The following is a 17,416-nucleotide window of genomic DNA, read 5'->3' as shown; positions in this document are numbered from 1 at the left end:
AATGAGAGTGAGCCACTGACGTCAGTGGCTCACTTTTTTAATTCTGATGGCATTGTTTGGATGAGAACTTCGTAGCTTTCGCCATTATAGATGTGTTTATAGCCCAGCTCTGCGATAGCATCTTCAGCGATTCCTGCTCGGCGTCCGGAGCGGCAATAGATGAAAATCGGCTGAGTTTTGTCTTTGGCGAAAGTAGCCAGCCTGCTGATGTTATGGTGAGGAATATTAATCGCTTGAGGTAGGTGACCTTCGATAAACTCTTCATTGGAGCGCACATCAATGATAAGAGGTTGCCCTTGCGGATATTGCTGAAATGCCTGCCAGAACTGCTCTGGAGTCACGACTTCAGCCTGAACGGCTGTGGTAAATAGGAAACTGACAAGCAGAGCTCGTTTAAAAATGCGTCGCATATTGCTTTTCTGGCCTCTTGTTGCGGTATAGCTCCCCGGTGTTTCCGGTTTGCCGAGGAGCAAATATTACCTGACGGTTGTGTTTTCTCTTAGCCTTTTTCTTGCGCTCGCTTGTAGGAGGTCAGGATTTCTTCTTTTGCTGCGGCGGCATTTTCCCAGCCTTCTACTTTCACCCATTTTCCGGCTTCCAGCTCTTTGTAACGCTCGAAGAAGTGGGTGATCTGGGCTTTAAGTAGATCTGACAGATCGCCTACATCCAGGATCTGGTCATATTCTTTACTGAGTTTGCTGTGTGGAACAGCCACAACTTTGGCGTCTTCACCTGATTCATCGGACATTTTCAGGACACCGACTGGGCGGCAGCGGATCACAGAACCCGGCACTAGCGGATAAGGGGTTGGAACCAATACATCAACCGGGTCACCATCAAGAGAAAGCGTATGGTTTACGTAACCATAGTTACACGGATAGAACATCGGTGTTGCCATGAAGCGGTCGACGAAAACAGCACCGGTATCTTTATCGACTTCGTACTTGATTGGGTCGGCATTAGCCGGGATTTCGATAACAACATAGATATCTTCAGGGATGTCCTTTCCTGCTGGTACCTGATTCAGGCTCATGATGAATTCCTTATTGATAAGTTAACTATTTGTTGGTGATGTGAGAAATTATAATACCAACCCGGTTAAATGTTTGTCTATTTGAACGATTGTGTGTCGGTAGAGAAGGGCATAAGAAAACAGGCTGCGGGGCAGCCTGTTGGGAGGGAAGGATTATTCCTGGTCCGGATACATCTCCAGGAAGCTTTCCACTTTACGAACCATGTTGGTTGAGCCAACAAAGAATGGTACGCGCTGGTGGAGTTCGGTCGGTTTCAAATCCATGATACGGTTTTGACCATCGGAAGCCAGACCACCTGCCTGCTCAATCAGGAATGCCATCGGGTTGCACTCATACAGCAGGCGCAGCTTGCCGCTAGGGTGGGTTGCAGTACTTGGGTACAGGTACAGGCCGCCTTTAAGCAGGTTACGATGGAAGTCGGCAACCAGTGAGCCGATATAACGGGAAGTGTATGGGCGGTCATCTTCCGGCACATTTTCCTGGCAGAACTTAATGTACTTTTTCACACCCAGCGGGAAGCGGATGTAATTCCCTTCGTTGATCGAATAGATCCGGCCATCTTTAGGAATTCGCATGTTTTCATGGGACAGGCAGAATACGCCCAGTGACGGATCGTAGGTAAAGCCGTGTACACCGTTCCCTGTGGTGTAAACCAGCATGGTGGATGAGCCGTAAATGATATAACCAGCAGCGACCTGCTGATGACCAGGTTGAAGGAAATCTTCTTCAGTTGGTGGAGTTCCAACTGGGGAAACCCGACGGTAAATTGAGAAAATTGTACCGACGGAAACGTTTACGTCAATGTTCGAAGAACCATCCAGTGGATCCATCAAAACCACGTACTTCGCGTTGCGGTTCAGTTCTTTGTTGAAAGCGACTGCTTCATCTTCTTCTTCACTGGCGACACCACATACCTGGTCGCGGGCTTCAAGCGCTGCTTTGAATTTATCATTGGCGTAGACATCCAGCTTCTGCTGATCTTCGCCTTGCACATTCTGGCCGCCAACTGAGCCGGTAATATCTACCAGTCCTGCCTTATTGATTTCGCGGTTAACAATCTTTGCCGCAAGCTTGATGGAGCCAAGCAGGGAGGAAAGCTCACCGCTGGCGTGGGGGAAGTCACTCTGTTTCTCGACAATGAACTCACCAAGGGTTCTAATATCGGACATATACAATCCTTGCATCATGTTGTCATGGGGGTAGATTAAGTCAGGTACAATGTCTCTAATGGACAATTTTAGTACCAAGTTTGGCTTTGCAGCCTGTTATATTGTGCGCAATTTGCGTATAAAGAATTGTATATAAAGATCTTTTTTATGGTATCGAAGTAACGCGTAAGCGTGAAAGCGATAGGATTTAATCAGCGAGCCGACAGTTATGCATATCCATATTCTAGGAATTTGCGGCACATTCATGGGCGGAGCGGCGATTCTGGCCCGTCAGTTAGGCCATAAAGTGACCGGCTGTGATGCCAATGTCTACCCCCCGATGAGTACCTTGCTTGAATCTCAAGGTATTGAAATTATTCAGGGTTATGACCCATCACAACTGAATCCGGCTCCGGATTTGGTGGTGGTCGGTAACGCCATGAGCCGTGGTAACCCTTGTGTGGAATATGTGTTGAACCACAACCTGCGTTATACCTCTGGTCCGCAGTGGTTGCAGGAGATTCTGCTCCATGATCGCTGGGTTCTGGCAGTAGCGGGTACCCACGGAAAGACAACGACGGCCAGTATGCTGGCGTGGATCTTGGAAGATTGTGGTTACCAGCCGGGCTTTTTGGTCGGTGGTGTGCTCGGAAACTTCGGTGTTTCCGCGCGTTTAGGCGAAAGCATGTTCTTTGTTGTCGAGGCGGACGAATACGATAGTGCTTTTTTCGATAAGCGTTCTAAGTTTGTTCATTATCGACCACGAACCCTGGTGATCAACAATCTGGAGTTCGATCACGCAGATATTTTTGATGATTTGAAAGCTATCCAGCGCCAGTTCCATCATTTGGTGCGTACCGTGCCGGGTAATGGCCGGATTATGGCACCAAAGCGTGTTGATAACGTGCAACAAACCCTGGATATGGGCTGTTGGAGTGAACTGGAATATACCGGTGATGACGGTAACTGGCAGGCTCGTAAGCTGAAAGAAGACGGTAGCCAGTTTGAAGTATTGCTTGACGGCAAGGTGGCCGGGACTGTGAGCTGGGATCTGGTCGGTGAGCATAATGTCAGCAATGCCCTGATGGCGGTTGCTGCTGCCCGTCACGTAGGAGTGACTCCGGATCTGGCCTGTGAATCTTTGGGTAAATTCATCAATACCAAGCGCCGCCTAGAGCTGAAGGGCGAACAGAATGGTATTCGGGTTTATGATGATTTTGCCCACCATCCGACAGCCATTGAACTGACGCTTGGCGGCCTGCGGGCCAAAGTTGGCAGTGAGCGTATTCTGGCGGTACTTGAACCGCGCTCGAATACCATGAAGCTGGGTGTTCATAAGCATGATCTGGCACCGGCGCTGAACGCAGCGAATGAAGTCTTTATTTACCAACCGGATAATATCCCGTGGTCGGTTGATGAAATTGCGACGGCATGTAGCCAACCGGCAGTAACGGACAGCGACTTGGATATGCTGGTGGCAAAAATTGTTGCAGCGGCCTGTCCTGGCGACAATATTCTGGTGATGAGTAACGGCGGTTTCGGGGGGATTCACGACAAATTACTGACCGCACTGGCGCAGCAGGGTGAGCAGTAATATGCAGGACAAACGTATTACCCTGGCCTGGACCGGTGCCTCCGGTGCGCCTTACGGACTTCGTCTGCTTGAGTGTTTGTTGGCGGCGGATTACCAGGTGTATTTACTGATTTCATCTGCGGCCCGTGTAGTGCTGGCTACTGAGCATGGACTGAAATTGCCGTCTGGTCCGGATGCTGCGAAGCAGGCTTTGGTTGAGCACCTGAACTGTGATGCGTCAAAGCTGGTGGTTTGTGGTAAAGAAGACTGGTTTTCTCCGGTGGCATCCGGCTCAGCGGCACCTAAAAAGATGGTGGTGTGCCCTTGTTCTGCCGGGACGCTGGCATCAGTTGCTCATGGTATGTCAGATAACCTGCTGGAGCGGGCTGCCGATGTGGTGATGAAAGAACGTGGCCAGCTGTTGTTAGTGGTACGCGAAACGCCGTTTTCGACTCTTCATTTGGATAACATGCTTAAGCTGTCCCAAATGGGGGTGACTATCATGCCGGCTGCTCCGGGGTTTTACCATCAGCCTGAATCGATTGAAGATCTGGTAGATTTTATGGTGGCACGAATTCTTGATCATCTCGGTGTTGAACAAGGACTGGTTCCCCGCTGGGGCTACGATCAGCGTCATTAGTGACGAATATTTATCAGCATTTTCTATTGTTGGTAAGAAAATAAAAAGCCCGCATTTTTCGCGGGCTTTTCTGTTTCATGTTTCTGGTCAATTATTCGCTCAGGTGGCCCTGAGGTTTGATTACAAGAACATTAATCGGCGAGTTTTCTACCACTTTGGAAGCCACTGAGCCCAGCATGGCTTTATCCAGGCGGGAGCGCTTGTGGCTTGGCAAAATGATCAGGTCTGCTCCGCTTCGTGTGGCATGATCCAGGATCGTTGCCCAGGGTTTCCCTTCGGATATGTGTTGGTGGTGCACGATTTCGTCCGGAATGTGCTCTGCCGCAAACGCCTTCAGTTGGTGCTGGGCCTCCTGCATCATTTTCCGGGCTGCATCCTTGGGGAAGTAGCTCGATACCATGGACATGTGAATGCCGGGCAAGACATACAGAAGGTGGATGGTGGCGTTGGAGTGTTTGGCGTGCCAAACGGCTTGCTCGACGGCTTTGTCTGCGAAACCCTCTTCATTCAAATCAACGGGCACTAATATCTGTTTATACATATTATTCTCTTAATTTTGTTAGGGAGAGAGGCTCTCCCTATAGTTTAGCCTGTGATTCTTTTTCAGCCCGGCGGCGTTGGTTCCACCCTAACAGGCCGAGCAACATGAGGGTCGGGATAAAGACCCACTCTTTCATCGGCCTGACTGCCGGCAGGCTGACTTGAGTGATCTCCCAGTCAAAGTCGATACCGGCAGCTTCTGCCGGACTGCCGAATTCAACCAAATCGACCAGCATCTTGTTTTCTTCCTGACGCAGCATCAGCCCGGTTGAAGCGATTCGCTCTTCCGGAGTAATAGCGTGTTCGTCAAACGGTAACAGTACATGTTTGCTGACAAGTTTGCCTTCGAGGTTCTCGCCTGTGACCTGGATTTCCAGAGGCTGGCCAACGGCCAGTTTGTCGGCGGCATCAGCAATTAGTACGCCCGGCATTTCATGTTTCGGTGGATAGACCATGTCCCACCAGAATCCAGGACGGAACAGTGAGAAAGTAATGAGTAGCAGCGCGACAACTTCCCACCATTTGGTTTTGGTGAACCACCACCCCTGAGTGGCGGCAGAGAATGTCAGCATGGCGATCACCGCAGAGGTGACTGTTAGCAGCAGGTGCCACCAGGAGTCGATATCAATCATCAACAACTGGGTGTTGAAGATGAACATGAACGGCAGGATGGCGGTTCGGATATCATAGGTAAAGCCCTGGATACCGGTCCGGATTGGATCGCTTTTGGCTATCGCAGCAGCGGCAAAAGCCGCTAAGCCGACCGGAGGAGTGTCGTCGGCCAGAATTCCGAAGTAGAACACGAACAGGTGAACGGCGATCAGCGGAATGATCAGGCCGTTTTGCGCACCAAGGGTGACAATAACCGGGGCCATCAAAGTGGAGACCACAATATAGTTAGCCGTGGTTGGTAGCCCCATCCCCAGGATCAGGCTGATCACCGCGGTAAATAGCAGCATCAGCATGATGTTACCGCCGGAGATAAACTCGACGAACTCGGTCATCACCAATCCGATACCAGTCAGGGTCACCACCCCGACCACGATACCAGCCGCAGCCGTTGCTACACCGATCCCGATCATGTTGCGGGCACCGGAGACCAGACTTTCCAGCAGATCGACGCCACCTTCCATGATGGCTTCAGGGATGGTCTTTTCTTTATTGAACATGGCCAACAACGGGCGCTGGGTCAGCAGGATAAAGATCATAAACACGGTTGCCCAGAAAGCGGACAGCCCAGGAGAGAAGCGTTCAACCGTCAGACACCAGACCAGAACGACAATCGGCAACAGGAAGTAGAGGCCAGATTTGATTGTCGGGCCCGGATCCGGTACTTCGGTAATATCATCCTCAGGGTTTTCCATCAGGTGATCCTGGTAGCGGGCAGATATCCGCACCAACGCCACATAGGCAATAAGGATCACGACAGCGATGAGCGGTGTGGCTGCAGCGCCGAAGATATCTTTGGTCCAGCCGATCCCGTAATAGACAACGGCACTGAGTACCACTAGGCAGAGAATCGTGCCGGTAAATGATAACAGGCTCTGTGCCAGGGTTGGTTTGTAATGGCGCTTCAGCCCGGTCATGCCAGCCTTGCAGGCTTCCAGGTGAACGATGTAGAGCAGGGCGATGTAGGAGATCAGGGCTGGCAGCAGGGCGGCTTTGATCACTTCTACATAAGAAATACCGACATACTCCACCATCAGGAAGGCAGCGGCCCCCATGATTGGAGGTGTCAGCTGACCATTGGTTGATGCGGCTACTTCTACCGCCCCGGCTTTAGTGCCTGGGAAGCCGACTTTCTTCATCAGCGGAATGGTGAAAGTGCCGGTTGTGACTACGTTGGCAATGGATGAGCCTGAGACCAGGCCGGACAGGCCTGAAGCAACAACCGCAGCCTTAGCCGGGCCGCCACGCATATGGCCAAGCAGAGAAAATGCGACTTTTATGAAGTAGGCACCGGCCCCTGCGCGTTCAAGCATGGCACCGAACAGCACGAACAGAAATACAAATGATGTAGATACCCCGAGTGCAATACCAAAGACACCTTCGGTTGTCAGCCACAGGTGTGACATTGCTTTGTTAAGGCTGGCTCCTTTGTGGGCGATAACATCCGGCATGTGAGGACCGCCGAAGGTATAAAGCAAAAATACCGCAGCGACGACCATCAGTGGTGGCCCCAGCGCACGGCGGGTTGCTTCCAGTAGCAGCATCATGCCGATGACGGCAACGACAATGTCGAATTGGGTCGGCGCACCGGAGCGGCCTGCCAGTTCAGTGTAAAACAGGTAGATATACCCGGCGGCAAAGCTGCCTGCCAGTGCCATCACCCAGTCGAGAAGCGGGATCCGGTCGCGCGGGGAATGCTTCAGGGCAGGATAGGCGGTGAAAGCAAGAAAAATGGCAAATGCTAAATGGATAGAGCGGGCTTCGGTATCGTTCAGGACACCAAAATCAAAAATAAATGGCAGCGGTGAGGCGTACCAAAGTTGGAACAGAGACCAACAGAGCGGAATGAGCCACAGGAGGCGTCCAGCCATTCCTGCAGGATTCCTTGCACCAGTGTCGGCCTGAGCCACCATATCCTGCACATCTGTTGACGTATCAGTTGTCTTCGTCATGCATAATCCTTCTTAGATGGGCTAGGTAGTAATGAGTTGTTTTGCGGGTAGGCGAAACGCCATGCGCCGCTTATGCGGCGCATGGTTGGCAATATGTCGGTATTGCGCTGTTTCGTGCGGTTACTTCAGGTAACCGGCTTCCTTGTAATAACGCACCGCGCCCGGATGGAGCGGGATCGACAAGCCGTCTTTCACCATGTCCTCTGGTTTAAGGTTAGCGAAAGCAGGGTGCAGGCGCTTGAAGGTATCGAAGTTTTCGAAAACAGATTTCACCACCGCATAAACGACGTCATCAGAAACATCTGTGGTGGAAACCAGGGTCGCAGCGACACCAAAGCTGTTTACGTCGCTGTCAGTGCCTTTGTACATACCGCCAGGTACGGTGCTTTTGGCGTAGTACGGGTTGTCGGCAACAACCTTGTCGATTGCCGGACCTGTGGCTGAAACCAGTTTAGCGGCACAGGATGTGGTGGCTTCTTTGATGGAGCCGTTCGGGTGACCGACAACATAAACGAAGGCATCGATTTTGTTATCGCACAGTGCCTGGGAGCGCTCAGAGCCCTTCAACTCAGAAGCAAGTTTGAAGTCTTTCATAGTCCAGCCCATGGCATCCATTACCACGCCCATTGTGGCGCGGTCACCGGAACCTGGGTTACCGATATTGACGCGTTTGCCTTTCAGGTCGGCAACGTCGTTAATGCCGGAATCGGCACGGGCAATAATGTTGAATGGTTCGGTGTGAAGCGAGAATACAGCACGCAGTTTTTTATACGGGCCTTGCTCTTTAAATTTGCTGGTGCCGTTGTAACCGTGGTACTGCCAGTCGGACTGGACGATCCCAAAGTCCAGCTCACCGGCGCGCATGGTGTTAACGTTGTAGATTGAGCCGCCTGTCGATTCAACAGAGCAACGGATGTTGTGTTGTTTGCGATCCTTATTAACCAGCTTACAGATCGCACCGCCTGTCGGATAGTAAACTCCAGTGACCGAACCGGTGCCAATTGTGATGAAATCTTGGGCATTGGCCATACCGCTGGTCATGACTGCAGCGGCAAGTGCACTGATTTTTACAAGTTGTTTAAATGCCATGTTTGTCCCTTCCTAATTGTTGTTATCTCCAGTTATGGAAACATTTTCCATCGGTGGAAAAGGCATATTTGACTAAGCAAATCAAAACGATGATAGCAAAAGAAAACATAAAAATTAAAATTATGTTAAAGGTTGATTGCAAGAAAACGCTGAGGAAAGTGCAAGAGGTAGGCGGATGGGGAGAATAATTATTTTGAACAATCAAACACTTGTAATTTTTTTGTGATGATCGTAAAAGTTTGTTTTATTGTGAGCTCTCTCTCATTTAAGAGAGAGAGAATCAGGGATTTAGCTTAGTTGCTGTAGTCAAACAGCTCACAAACAGAGTCGTATAGCTCTTCTGTCGAGATGGAATTGGTCGGGGTAATAAAGATGGTGTCGTCGCCTGCGACTACGCCCAGAATACCCTCTGCTTTGCCCAGGGAATCTAACAGGCGAGCGATAACCTGTGCTGCGCCAGGGCCGGTGTGAATAACAACCAGTGCACTGTTGAAATCAATTTCCATTACCAGCTCTTTAAGCGGGCTGCTGGTAGTAGGTACACCAAGCTCAACAGGCAGGCAGTAAACCATCTCCATCTTCGCATTGCGGGTGCGAACAGCACCGAACTTAGTCAGCATGCGAGAGACTTTTGACTGGTTGATGTTATCGAACCCCTGAGCTTTCAAGGCATCAACAATTTCACCTTGGGAGCTGAACTTTTCTTCTTTAAGAATGGCTTTGAATGCTTTGATTAAGCGTTCTTGTTTATCTGAATTACGCATAAGTAAATTTCATGTACAGGGACGAGGTGCTGTATTCTGGCACAACTTTTTGGCTCGTAGCAAACAGTGTGCATCTAAACTGGCGAGCGCATCACTTTAATTGTGGTTTGCTTTGAATAGTTATAACAGGAAAGGCTTGTTTATTTTCATGGCGGCTGAGGCAATAAAAAATAAAATGTTATACAGATGTAGCATTTTTTGTTGTTGTGCCATGCTTAACTTCTCAAAGCTGGCTGGGATTCATTGTATTTAACTGGTGCTTGCTATAACGTCATCCCTACCATTCACATAAAATCATAGTCTTAGGTTTACTTTGATTTCATGTGAATTGGTATTAGGTCTGAAAAATTATAACTTCTATCGTAAAGGAGAACGAACATGAAAGTTGCTGTAATTGGCGCTGCTGGTGGTATCGGCCAGGCTCTTGCCCTGCTATTGAAAAACCGTCTGCCAGCAGGTTCTGATCTCGCATTGTATGATATTGCTCCGGTAACTCCTGGGGTTGCTGTTGATCTTAGCCATATTCCAACACCTGTTTCGATTAAGGGTTATGCCGGGGAAGATCCAACCCCAGCTCTGGAAGGCGCTGATGTTGTTCTGATTTCTGCCGGTGTTGCACGTAAGCCTGGTATGGATCGTGCGGATCTGTTTAATGTAAATGCAGGTATTATTAAATCCCTGGCAGAAAGAATTGCTGTGGTTTGTCCGAAAGCATGCGTCGGTATTATTACCAACCCGGTAAATACCACTGTGGCGATTGCGGCGGATGTGCTTAAAAAAGCCGGTGTGTATGACAAGCGTAAACTGTTTGGTGTAACCACACTGGATGTTATCCGTTCAGAAACGTTTGTTGCTGAGCTTAAGGGTATCGATCCGGGTCAAGTGCGTGTACCTGTGATTGGCGGTCACTCCGGTGTGACAATTCTTCCTCTGCTTTCTCAGGTAGAAGGTGTTGAGTTCACTGAAGAAGAAATTAAAGCACTGACTCCTCGCATTCAAAATGCAGGTACGGAAGTGGTTGAAGCCAAAGCGGGTGGCGGTTCAGCAACACTTTCTATGGGCCAAGCTGCATGTCGTTTCGGCCTTGCGCTGGTTCGAGCTCTTCAGGGTGAAGAAGGTGTGGTTGAGTGTGCGTATGTTGAAGGCGATGGCAAACATACCCGATTCTTTGCTCAGCCAATCAAGCTTGGTAAAGAAGGTGTTGAAGAAGTTATGGATTACGGCAAGCTGAGCGATTTCGAACAGGAATCGCTGGAAGGCATGCTAGATACTCTGAAAGGGGATATTGCCAAGGGCGAAGAATTCGCTGCGAAGTAATCCCTTGATAGATAAGCTCTAACTTAAAAGCGGCCAATATGGCCGCTTTTTTGTCTTCGCTATAGTTTGTTAAGCGGAAGTTCCTGCCTATTTATATAGAAGAAGTTATGTAGGAAGAAGCTAATAATAGAGGTCACAGCCGGTATGAAGCTGTGGTTGATCTTCTAAATCGTTGCAATTGATATTGATCCGTTTGTGATCACTCATGTTTTCGATAATAGCTGTATTGTGTGCTTTATCTACCTCAATGACTTCTGCAACTCCCTGTTGGCATTCGACTCTCATGCCCGGTTTCAGATCTTTCGCTTGCATAACTGACCTCCCATAAGGATCACTAAGATCATTGTTAAACTATAGAACATCGGTTTGATCTTATGGGGGCTTCTTAGATCTGAAGTTGATATGTAGGGTAATCAGGAGCGGAAATGCACCGGATCAAAAAAGCCTGCGCGATGGCAGGCTTTGAAATGAGCAACTTTTCTTGATTACTTGTTGCGTTTAACGGCTAGGTGAGCCAGTGCAATCAGTGCTTCTTTGTGCTCAGAGTCCGGAATAACAGACAGGCTGGCGATTGCTTTATCTGCTTCTTCTTCGGCACGTAACTGGGTGTATTCCAGTGAGCCGACTTCACGCATGCAAGCAAGGATTGGTTCCAGTTTGTCGAGACCGTTACCTTTCTCGATAGCTTCACGGATCATTGCCGATTGCTCTTCGTTACCGTGATGCATGGCATGCAGCAGTGGCAGGGTAGGTTTACCTTCAGCCAGGTCATCACCTACATTCTTGCCCATTTCTTTGCCGTCAGCAGTGTAATCAAGAATGTCGTCAACCAGCTGAAAAGCAGTACCAAGATAGCGACCGTAATCCTGCATTGCAGCTTCGACTTCTGTTGGCGCTTCAGCAAGAATGGCAGCAACTTGGGTTGCGGCTTCAAACAGGCGGGCAGTCTTGGAGTAGATAACCTGCATGTAGCTTTCTTCTGTGGTATCCGGATCGTTGCAGTTCATCAACTGCTGAACCTCACCTTCTGCGATCACGTTAACCGCTTCACTCATAATGTCGAGGATCTTCAGGGATCGAAGGCTGGTCATCATCTGGAAAGAGCGGGTGTAGATGTAGTCACCGACAAGGACACTGGCAGCATTGCCGAACATGGCATTGGCGGTCGCTTTGCCACGACGCATATCAGACTCGTCGACAACGTCATCGTGAAGCAGGGTAGCGGTGTGGGTAAATTCGATAAAGGCTGCGGCGGTGGTGTGTTTGTCACCCTCATAGCCAAGAGCACGGGCAGCCAAAACCGCCAGCATAGGACGCAGGCGTTTTCCGCCGCCACTGACAATGTAGAAACCAAGTTGATTGATCAGGGCCACATCTGAATTCAGTTGTGCCAGTATCTTCGCGTCAACTGCTGCCATGTCGTCAGCAGTGAGCGCTTGGATAGCTTTAAAATCCATTGTACATCCAGCAAAATTGTTTGCCGCACCAGGCGGAAATGTTAAACGAACCCATTCGCAGAAATTACGGACAATCGGCACTGGCTGCAGGGCACAGGCAAGATGTCACTGCCATATTGTACGGGATGCTTATAGAATAACTGCTACGATGAGTTGGTCCCGTCATCCTATCCCGTCAGGCATTGAATTTTTGGGTTGCAATTGCGAATAGGTATCAAAATATTCATCGAATCTTACACTAAAACCTCGCTATCTTCATAACCTCGTTTACGTTTAAATCAGGGAGTTTCATTACTGGCCAGCTTTTCACCAATTTTCTTTGCTTAATGGGTTGCCAGAAGCCCTATTTTCGCGTAACATTCGCGCCCTATTGATGACAAGATTAAGCGCATACCCATAGCCCAAAATTTATACGTGGCGTATGGCCTATGCGGACAAGCGGAGTAAGACATGTACGCTGTTTTCCAAAGTGGTGGTAAACAACACCGTGTAAGCGAAGGCCAGACCATTCGCTTAGAAAAACTAGACGCTGAAACTGGCGCTAGCGTTGAATTTGACTCAGTACTTCTAGTAGCTAACGGCGAAGAAGTAACTGTAGGCGCACCTTTCGTATCTGGCGGTAAAGTAACTGCAGAAGTAGTTGCTCACGGTCGTGGCGATAAAGTAAAAATCGTTAAGTTCCGTCGTCGTAAGCACTCTCGTAAGCAACAGGGCCACCGTCAGTGGTTCACTGAAGTCAAGATTACTGGCATCAGCGCTTAATAACAGGAGAATTTAAAGATGGCACACAAAAAAGCTGGCGGTTCTACTCGTAACGGCCGTGATTCAGAAAGTAAACGTCTTGGTGTTAAGCGTTTCGGTGGCGAATCTGTACTAGCAGGTAACATCATCGTACGTCAGCGCGGTACTAAGTTCCACGCTGGTAACAACGTAGGCCTAGGTAAAGACCACACTCTATTCGCTCTATCTGACGGTAAAGTGAAGTTCGAAGTTAAAGGTCCTAAGAACCGTAAATTCGTATCTATCGAAGCTGAATAATTCAGTCTCGTAACGAATTCCAAAGCCCTGCCTACTGGCGGGGCTTTTTGTTATGGGGAAAGGTTATGCCGAATCAGAACCCGACAGCGGGTATGCTGCTGGCATTGGTTACGGCATTGTTCTGGGGCGCGTTGCCAATCGCGATGAAACAAGCGGTTGAAGTAATGGCACCGTTTACGATTGTCTGGTATCGCTTTGTCACGGCCTCTCTGGGGCTTGGACTATGGCTGTACTGGCGCAAGCAGCTACCAGCACCTAAAGCCCTTGGTGTCGCAGGAGGCATCAGCCTGATACTGGCAAGTATCGGTCTGGCGGGTAACTTTGTACTGTTCAACAGTGCGCTTGAATACCTGAATCCGCCAGTGGTCCAGGTAATTATCCAGCTGGCTCCGGTTATTTTGCTGTTGTCCAGTGTCTGGGTATTCAAAGAGAAACTGGGGCGGCATCAGATCATAGGTGTAACCTGTCTGTTGTTTGGCTTGTTGTTGTTTTTCAATGAGCGGTTGGTTGAGCTGTTTACCAGTTTTACCGGGTATACCCGTGGCGTAATGCTGGCGGTGCTGGCAGCGCTTGTATGGGTAATCTATGGTCTGGCACAAAAGCTGATGCTGAAGTATTTCAGCTCGCCCCAGATCCTGCTGATGATCTATGTGATCTGTGCGCTGATGTTGACGCCAGTAGCATCACCTGAACAGATCCTGCTGATGGATCAGAGACAATTGGGTATGCTGGCATTTTGCTGTATTAATACCCTGGTCGGCTACGGCGCTTTTGCAGAAGCGATGGCACGTTGGCAGGCCTCACAAGTGAGTGCAGTGATTACCCTGGCTCCCTTGTTCACTATTTTATTTGTCGACCTTGCCAGTTTGATCTGGCCTGAGTTTTTTGCTGCCGCCGCCCTGAATGTTCTGGGCTATGTCGGCGCTGTTGTTGTGGTGAGTGGTGCCATGTTCTGCGCTATTGGCCATAAGCTTATAGGGCAGCATAAATAGTCAAGGTCCATTACAATAGGTTAATAACTTCCGGGAGTTGGTTATAGCCCCCGGTTGAGAGATTTTAACGCCACAGTGCGGAGAAAGAGATGAAGTTTGTAGATGAAGCGGTAATTCGAGCTGATGCTGGTGACGGTGGCAACGGTACAGTGAGCTTCCGCCGTGAAAAATATGTCCCGAAAGGTGGTCCTGACGGTGGCGACGGCGGTGACGGTGGTGACGTTTACCTGCTGGCAGATGAAAACCTTAACACACTGATTGATTATCGTTTTGAACGATTCCATGCTGCGCAGCGTGGCGAAAATGGTCGTGGTGGTAACTGTACGGGTAAACGTGGTGAAGACTGCGTATTGCCAGTGCCGGTAGGTACACGAGCTATTGACGAAGAAACCGGTGAGGTGATTGCGGATCTGACTCAACACGGCATGAAGCTGATGGTGGCGAAAGGCGGTTTCCACGGCCTTGGCAACACCCGCTTCAAGTCATCGGTTAACCGTGCACCACGCCAGAAGACCATGGGTACTAAAGGTGAGGTTCGTCACCTGCGCCTTGAGCTGTTGCTACTGGCTGATGTTGGTATGCTGGGTCTGCCAAATGCCGGTAAATCGACCTTTATTCGTTCGGTATCAGCGGCGAAGCCGAAAGTTGCTGACTATCCGTTCACAACGCTGGTACCAAGCCTTGGTGTGGTTCGTGTTGATAATGAACGCAGCTTTGTGGTTGCCGACATTCCGGGACTAATCGAAGGTGCAGCGGATGGTGCCGGCCTGGGTATCCGCTTCCTGAAACACCTTGAGCGTTGTCGTGTGTTACTGCACATGATTGATCTGCTGCCGGCTGATGGTTCTGATCCGATTGAAAACGCCTTTACAATCCTGAACGAGCTGGAGCAATACAGCGAGAAGCTGACAAGCAAGCCGCGTTGGATCGTATTTAATAAAGTAGATCTGCTGCCGGAAGAAGAAGCACAAGAGAAGATCGATGAGATCCTTGATGCGCTTGCCTGGGAAGGTGACTACTACTGCATTTCAGCCCTGAACCGTATGGGTACGAAAGAGCTGACTTACGACCTGATGAGCCAGATTGAAAAAATGCCGGCTGAAACCTTCGAAGAAGACGAAGAAGACGAAGAGCAGAAAGTCGAGTTCAAGTGGGATGATTATCATGAGCAGCAGGTTAAGAAAGCTCAGGATGATGTTGACGACGATGATGATGACTGGGATGACTGGAATGAAGACGATTATGATGTGGAGATCATCTACAAGCCATAATCGGTTTAGTTCTGCCGTTACCTTCGGTTGAAAATTCGGTTGAAAATAAGAAAAGCCGCTCACCAGAGCGGCTTTTTTGTGTCTAATCAACGTGCGCTCTCTCTATTTGCCGGATAATTACGCGGTTAATTTATTTCTAACTACGGCGAAATTCAGAAGAGGGATAAAAATGGAAAGTGGCCCGGCGCGGTTGGCGGAGTCAGAACAGCGGGAGATATCCAGACTGGCTGTATTGGCCGGTCAGAGATTATTGCAACACGGTGCCGAGAGCACTCTGGTGATGGATGTGGCAAGGCGGTTAGGTCTGGCGTTGGGTGTCGATAGTGTGGAAGTTTCCCTTTCGGCCAGCTCAATGGTTCTGACCACTGTCAGTAATGAGCGCTGTATTACGACCGCCCGGCGTTGTCAGGATCGGGGGATCAATATGCAGGTGGTTACTGAAGTCCAGCGGGTGTGCATTATGGCCGAACGTGGTTTGCTGGATGTTCAGGGAGTGCATGATCGTCTGTTAAAGATCCAGGCTCTGCGTTATAACCGCTTGTTGGTTATTTTCATGATTGGCCTTTCCTGTGCCTCGTTCAGTCGCTTAGCCGGTGCAGACTGGCCGGTATTTTTCCTTACCTTTTTTGCTTCTTCTGTCGGGATGTTTGTCCGCCAGGAGATTGCTCATTGTCATTTCAATCCTCTTGTTAACTTTGGCGTTACTGCTTTTGTGACCACACTGATATCTGGCTTCGGTCAGGTCTACCAGATCGGTGAAGCTCCTTTTCTGGCAATGGCTTCTTCTGTATTGATGCTGGTTCCCGGCTTTCCGTTGATTAATGCTATTTCCGATATGGTGAAAGGTTTCGTCAATATGGGAATTGCTCGTTGGACAATGGCCAGCCTGCTGACGTTGTCGACCAGTATGGGGATTGTCGCAGCAATGAACGTACTGGATGTATGGGGGTGGTTGTGATGCCGATGATGGATTTCTTGCTTGCGCTGCTCAATGACATGTTTTTTGCCATGATCCCGGCAGTCGGCTTTGCCTTAGTGTTTAACGTGCCGCAAAAGGCTTTGAAATATTGTGCAATCGGTGGTGCCCTGGGGCACGGTAGCCGGTTTGTCATGATGCACTGGGGCGTGCCAATCGAGTGGGCCACCTTGGGGGCATCAACTTTGGTCGGAATGATCGGGATCCACTGGTCACACCGCTTCCTCGCCCACCCGAAAGTGTTTACCGTGGCGGCAATGATCCCTATGGTCCCTGGGGTCTTTGCTTATAAAGCGATGATCGCTTTAGTGGAGATCAACCATCGTGGCTTTTCACCTGAACTGTTGGCATTGCTGGTGGAGAATGTCATCAAAGCGGTATTTATCATCGCGGCACTTGCAATAGGGCTGGCAATGCCGGGGCTATTGTTTTATCGTCGCCGTCCTGTGGTTTAGATTTCCCGGGAGAGAAAATGAAGATCAGTATGATCGCGGCGATGGCCCAAGACCGAGTGATTGGCAAAGATAATGCGATGCCGTGGCATCTGCCGGCAGATTTTGCTTGGTTCAAGCAGTCAACGCTGGGCAAGCCGATTGTGATGGGACGTAAGACGTTTGAGTCGATCGGCCGTCCATTACCGGGACGCCATAATATTGTGATCAGTCGTAACCCTGATTACAGTGCTGAAGGCGTGACCGTGGTTGCTGATATTGCAGCGGCTAAGGTTGCTGCCGGTGATGTGGAAGAGCTGATGATTATCGGTGGTGGCAGTATTTATGCGGCCTGTTTGTCGGAAGCCGATCGTTTGTATCTGACTTTTATCGACCTGAGTGTTGAAGGTGACACCCGTTTCCCTGAGTGGGGAAATGACTGGCAGGAAGTTCACAGTGAGTCTTATCAGGCGGATGAAAAAAATGCTCATGATATGCGCTTTGTTATTTTAGAGCACCAGTAAT

Annotated in this window: 19 protein-coding genes; 10 read left to right on the top strand and 9 right to left on the bottom strand. The window is 49.6% G+C overall.

Going from position 1 to position 17,416, the window contains the following annotated elements; genetic code table 11:
- Positions 1-29 precede the first annotated feature (29 nt).
- From AACQ93_RS15330 to fbp, 3 genes are all read right to left on the bottom strand, one after another.
- Positions 30-410 carry a rhodanese-like domain-containing protein gene (locus AACQ93_RS15330; RefSeq protein ID WP_064606032.1) on the bottom strand — a complete coding sequence of 127 codons (381 nt, stop codon included), beginning with the start codon at positions 408-410 and terminating at the stop codon, positions 30-32.
- Positions 411-499: 89 nt separating this feature from the next.
- Positions 500-1,033: an inorganic diphosphatase gene (gene ppa, locus AACQ93_RS15325; RefSeq protein ID WP_064606030.1), complete on the bottom strand. Its 534-nt coding sequence runs from the start codon at positions 1,031-1,033 to the stop codon at positions 500-502.
- Positions 1,034-1,186: 153 nt separating this feature from the next.
- A complete protein-coding gene (gene fbp / locus AACQ93_RS15320; RefSeq protein ID WP_007471191.1) occupies positions 1,187-2,203 on the bottom strand; it encodes a class 1 fructose-bisphosphatase in 1,017 nt (338 codons plus the stop codon).
- A gap of 208 nt (positions 2,204-2,411) precedes the next feature.
- On the opposite strand from fbp, the gene mpl reads away from it, so the two are divergent.
- Positions 2,412-3,776, top strand: coding sequence for a UDP-N-acetylmuramate:L-alanyl-gamma-D-glutamyl-meso-diaminopimelate ligase (gene mpl / locus AACQ93_RS15315; RefSeq protein WP_064606028.1), 1,365 nt, complete (start codon positions 2,412-2,414; stop codon positions 3,774-3,776).
- Between the two features lies 1 nt (position 3,777).
- On the top strand, positions 3,778-4,395 hold the full coding sequence (locus tag AACQ93_RS15310) for a flavin prenyltransferase UbiX (protein WP_064606026.1): 618 nt from the start codon (positions 3,778-3,780) through the stop codon (positions 4,393-4,395).
- 91 nt (positions 4,396-4,486) lie between these two features.
- Here the strand turns inward: AACQ93_RS15310 and AACQ93_RS15305 are convergent, their stop codons facing one another.
- The 4 genes from AACQ93_RS15305 to argR form a co-directional block, all read right to left on the bottom strand.
- Entirely contained in the window at positions 4,487-4,936 is a 450-nt protein-coding gene (locus AACQ93_RS15305; protein WP_036800551.1) for a universal stress protein, read from the bottom strand.
- Positions 4,937-4,973: 37 nt separating this feature from the next.
- Positions 4,974-7,556: a TRAP transporter permease gene (locus tag AACQ93_RS15300; protein WP_064606024.1), complete on the bottom strand. Its 2,583-nt coding sequence runs from the start codon at positions 7,554-7,556 to the stop codon at positions 4,974-4,976.
- 120 nt (positions 7,557-7,676) lie between these two features.
- Positions 7,677-8,645 (bottom strand): TAXI family TRAP transporter solute-binding subunit, encoded by a 969-nt coding sequence (locus AACQ93_RS15295; RefSeq protein ID WP_064606022.1) that lies wholly within the window; start codon positions 8,643-8,645, stop codon positions 7,677-7,679.
- Between the two features lie 293 nt (positions 8,646-8,938).
- Complete coding sequence (gene argR / locus AACQ93_RS15290) at positions 8,939-9,409, bottom strand: transcriptional regulator ArgR (protein WP_064606020.1); 471 nt, start codon at positions 9,407-9,409, stop codon at positions 8,939-8,941.
- A gap of 378 nt (positions 9,410-9,787) precedes the next feature.
- On the opposite strand from argR, the gene mdh reads away from it, so the two are divergent.
- Positions 9,788-10,726, top strand: a complete 939-nt coding sequence (mdh, locus tag AACQ93_RS15285; protein ID WP_064606018.1) for a malate dehydrogenase — start codon at positions 9,788-9,790, stop codon at positions 10,724-10,726.
- A 120-nt stretch (positions 10,727-10,846) separates the two neighbouring features.
- Here the strand turns inward: mdh and AACQ93_RS15280 are convergent, their stop codons facing one another.
- The gene (locus AACQ93_RS15280; protein WP_007467520.1) at positions 10,847-11,038 is read right to left on the bottom strand and encodes a hypothetical protein; all 192 of its coding nucleotides are present in this window, start codon (positions 11,036-11,038) and stop codon (positions 10,847-10,849) included.
- A 173-nt stretch (positions 11,039-11,211) separates the two neighbouring features.
- Entirely contained in the window at positions 11,212-12,183 is a 972-nt protein-coding gene (ispB, locus tag AACQ93_RS15275; protein ID WP_064606017.1) for an octaprenyl diphosphate synthase, read from the bottom strand.
- A gap of 450 nt (positions 12,184-12,633) precedes the next feature.
- Between ispB and rplU the strand changes: the two genes are divergently transcribed.
- The 7 genes from rplU to folA all read left to right on the top strand — a co-directional run bounded on the left by rplU (position 12,634) and on the right by folA (position 17,415).
- Positions 12,634-12,945, top strand: coding sequence for a 50S ribosomal protein L21 (gene rplU, locus AACQ93_RS15270; RefSeq protein ID WP_007467524.1), 312 nt, complete (start codon positions 12,634-12,636; stop codon positions 12,943-12,945).
- A gap of 18 nt (positions 12,946-12,963) precedes the next feature.
- On the top strand, positions 12,964-13,221 hold the full coding sequence (rpmA, locus tag AACQ93_RS15265) for a 50S ribosomal protein L27 (RefSeq protein ID WP_007467532.1): 258 nt from the start codon (positions 12,964-12,966) through the stop codon (positions 13,219-13,221).
- Between the two features lie 65 nt (positions 13,222-13,286).
- On the top strand, positions 13,287-14,213 hold the full coding sequence (locus AACQ93_RS15260) for a DMT family transporter (protein ID WP_064606015.1): 927 nt from the start codon (positions 13,287-13,289) through the stop codon (positions 14,211-14,213).
- Between the two features lie 89 nt (positions 14,214-14,302).
- Entirely contained in the window at positions 14,303-15,484 is a 1,182-nt protein-coding gene (gene cgtA / locus AACQ93_RS15255; RefSeq protein WP_064606013.1) for an Obg family GTPase CgtA, read from the top strand.
- 169 nt (positions 15,485-15,653) lie between these two features.
- Complete coding sequence (locus AACQ93_RS15250) at positions 15,654-16,442, top strand: threonine/serine exporter family protein (protein WP_007467564.1); 789 nt, start codon at positions 15,654-15,656, stop codon at positions 16,440-16,442.
- Positions 16,442-16,915 (top strand): threonine/serine exporter family protein, encoded by a 474-nt coding sequence (locus AACQ93_RS15245; RefSeq protein ID WP_007467565.1) that lies wholly within the window; start codon positions 16,442-16,444, stop codon positions 16,913-16,915. Before AACQ93_RS15250 ends, AACQ93_RS15245 begins: the two co-directional genes overlap by 1 nt.
- Positions 16,916-16,932: 17 nt before the next feature.
- Complete coding sequence (gene folA, locus AACQ93_RS15240) at positions 16,933-17,415, top strand: type 3 dihydrofolate reductase (RefSeq protein ID WP_007467566.1); 483 nt, start codon at positions 16,933-16,935, stop codon at positions 17,413-17,415.
- Position 17,416: the final 1 nt, after the last annotated feature.

The organism is Photobacterium sp. J15, assembly GCF_963870815.1.
In the GTDB taxonomy this organism is placed as follows: Bacteria; Pseudomonadota; Gammaproteobacteria; order Enterobacterales; family Vibrionaceae; genus Photobacterium; species Photobacterium marinum.
The sequence above is the reverse complement of the archived record's forward strand: the minus strand, read 5'-3'. Positions and strand labels throughout refer to the sequence as shown.

Bases quoted from the DNA above. Each gene is read 5' to 3' on its own strand.
- argR (WP_064606020.1), bottom strand. From the start codon at position 9,409: ATGCGTAATTCAGATAAACAAGAACGCTTAATCAAAGCATTCAAAGCC.
- AACQ93_RS15330 (WP_064606032.1), bottom strand. From the start codon at position 410: ATGCGACGCATTTTTAAACGAGCTCTGCTTGTCAGTTTCCTATTTACC.
- AACQ93_RS15280 (WP_007467520.1), bottom strand. From the start codon at position 11,038: ATGCAAGCGAAAGATCTGAAACCGGGCATGAGAGTCGAATGCCAACAG.
- folA (WP_007467566.1), top strand. From the start codon at position 16,933: ATGAAGATCAGTATGATCGCGGCGATGGCCCAAGACCGAGTGATTGGC.
- AACQ93_RS15245 (WP_007467565.1), top strand. From the start codon at position 16,442: ATGCCGATGATGGATTTCTTGCTTGCGCTGCTCAATGACATGTTTTTT.
- cgtA (WP_064606013.1), top strand. From the start codon at position 14,303: ATGAAGTTTGTAGATGAAGCGGTAATTCGAGCTGATGCTGGTGACGGT.
- AACQ93_RS15310 (WP_064606026.1), top strand. From the start codon at position 3,778: ATGCAGGACAAACGTATTACCCTGGCCTGGACCGGTGCCTCCGGTGCG.
- AACQ93_RS15295 (WP_064606022.1), bottom strand. From the start codon at position 8,645: ATGGCATTTAAACAACTTGTAAAAATCAGTGCACTTGCCGCTGCAGTC.
- ispB (WP_064606017.1), bottom strand. From the start codon at position 12,183: ATGGATTTTAAAGCTATCCAAGCGCTCACTGCTGACGACATGGCAGCA.
- rpmA (WP_007467532.1), top strand. From the start codon at position 12,964: ATGGCACACAAAAAAGCTGGCGGTTCTACTCGTAACGGCCGTGATTCA.
- AACQ93_RS15305 (WP_036800551.1), bottom strand. From the start codon at position 4,936: ATGTATAAACAGATATTAGTGCCCGTTGATTTGAATGAAGAGGGTTTC.
- AACQ93_RS15260 (WP_064606015.1), top strand. From the start codon at position 13,287: ATGCCGAATCAGAACCCGACAGCGGGTATGCTGCTGGCATTGGTTACG.
- rplU (WP_007467524.1), top strand. From the start codon at position 12,634: ATGTACGCTGTTTTCCAAAGTGGTGGTAAACAACACCGTGTAAGCGAA.
- mpl (WP_064606028.1), top strand. From the start codon at position 2,412: ATGCATATCCATATTCTAGGAATTTGCGGCACATTCATGGGCGGAGCG.
- AACQ93_RS15250 (WP_007467564.1), top strand. From the start codon at position 15,654: ATGGAAAGTGGCCCGGCGCGGTTGGCGGAGTCAGAACAGCGGGAGATA.
- mdh (WP_064606018.1), top strand. From the start codon at position 9,788: ATGAAAGTTGCTGTAATTGGCGCTGCTGGTGGTATCGGCCAGGCTCTT.
- AACQ93_RS15300 (WP_064606024.1), bottom strand. From the start codon at position 7,556: ATGACGAAGACAACTGATACGTCAACAGATGTGCAGGATATGGTGGCT.
- ppa (WP_064606030.1), bottom strand. From the start codon at position 1,033: ATGAGCCTGAATCAGGTACCAGCAGGAAAGGACATCCCTGAAGATATC.
- fbp (WP_007471191.1), bottom strand. From the start codon at position 2,203: ATGTCCGATATTAGAACCCTTGGTGAGTTCATTGTCGAGAAACAGAGT.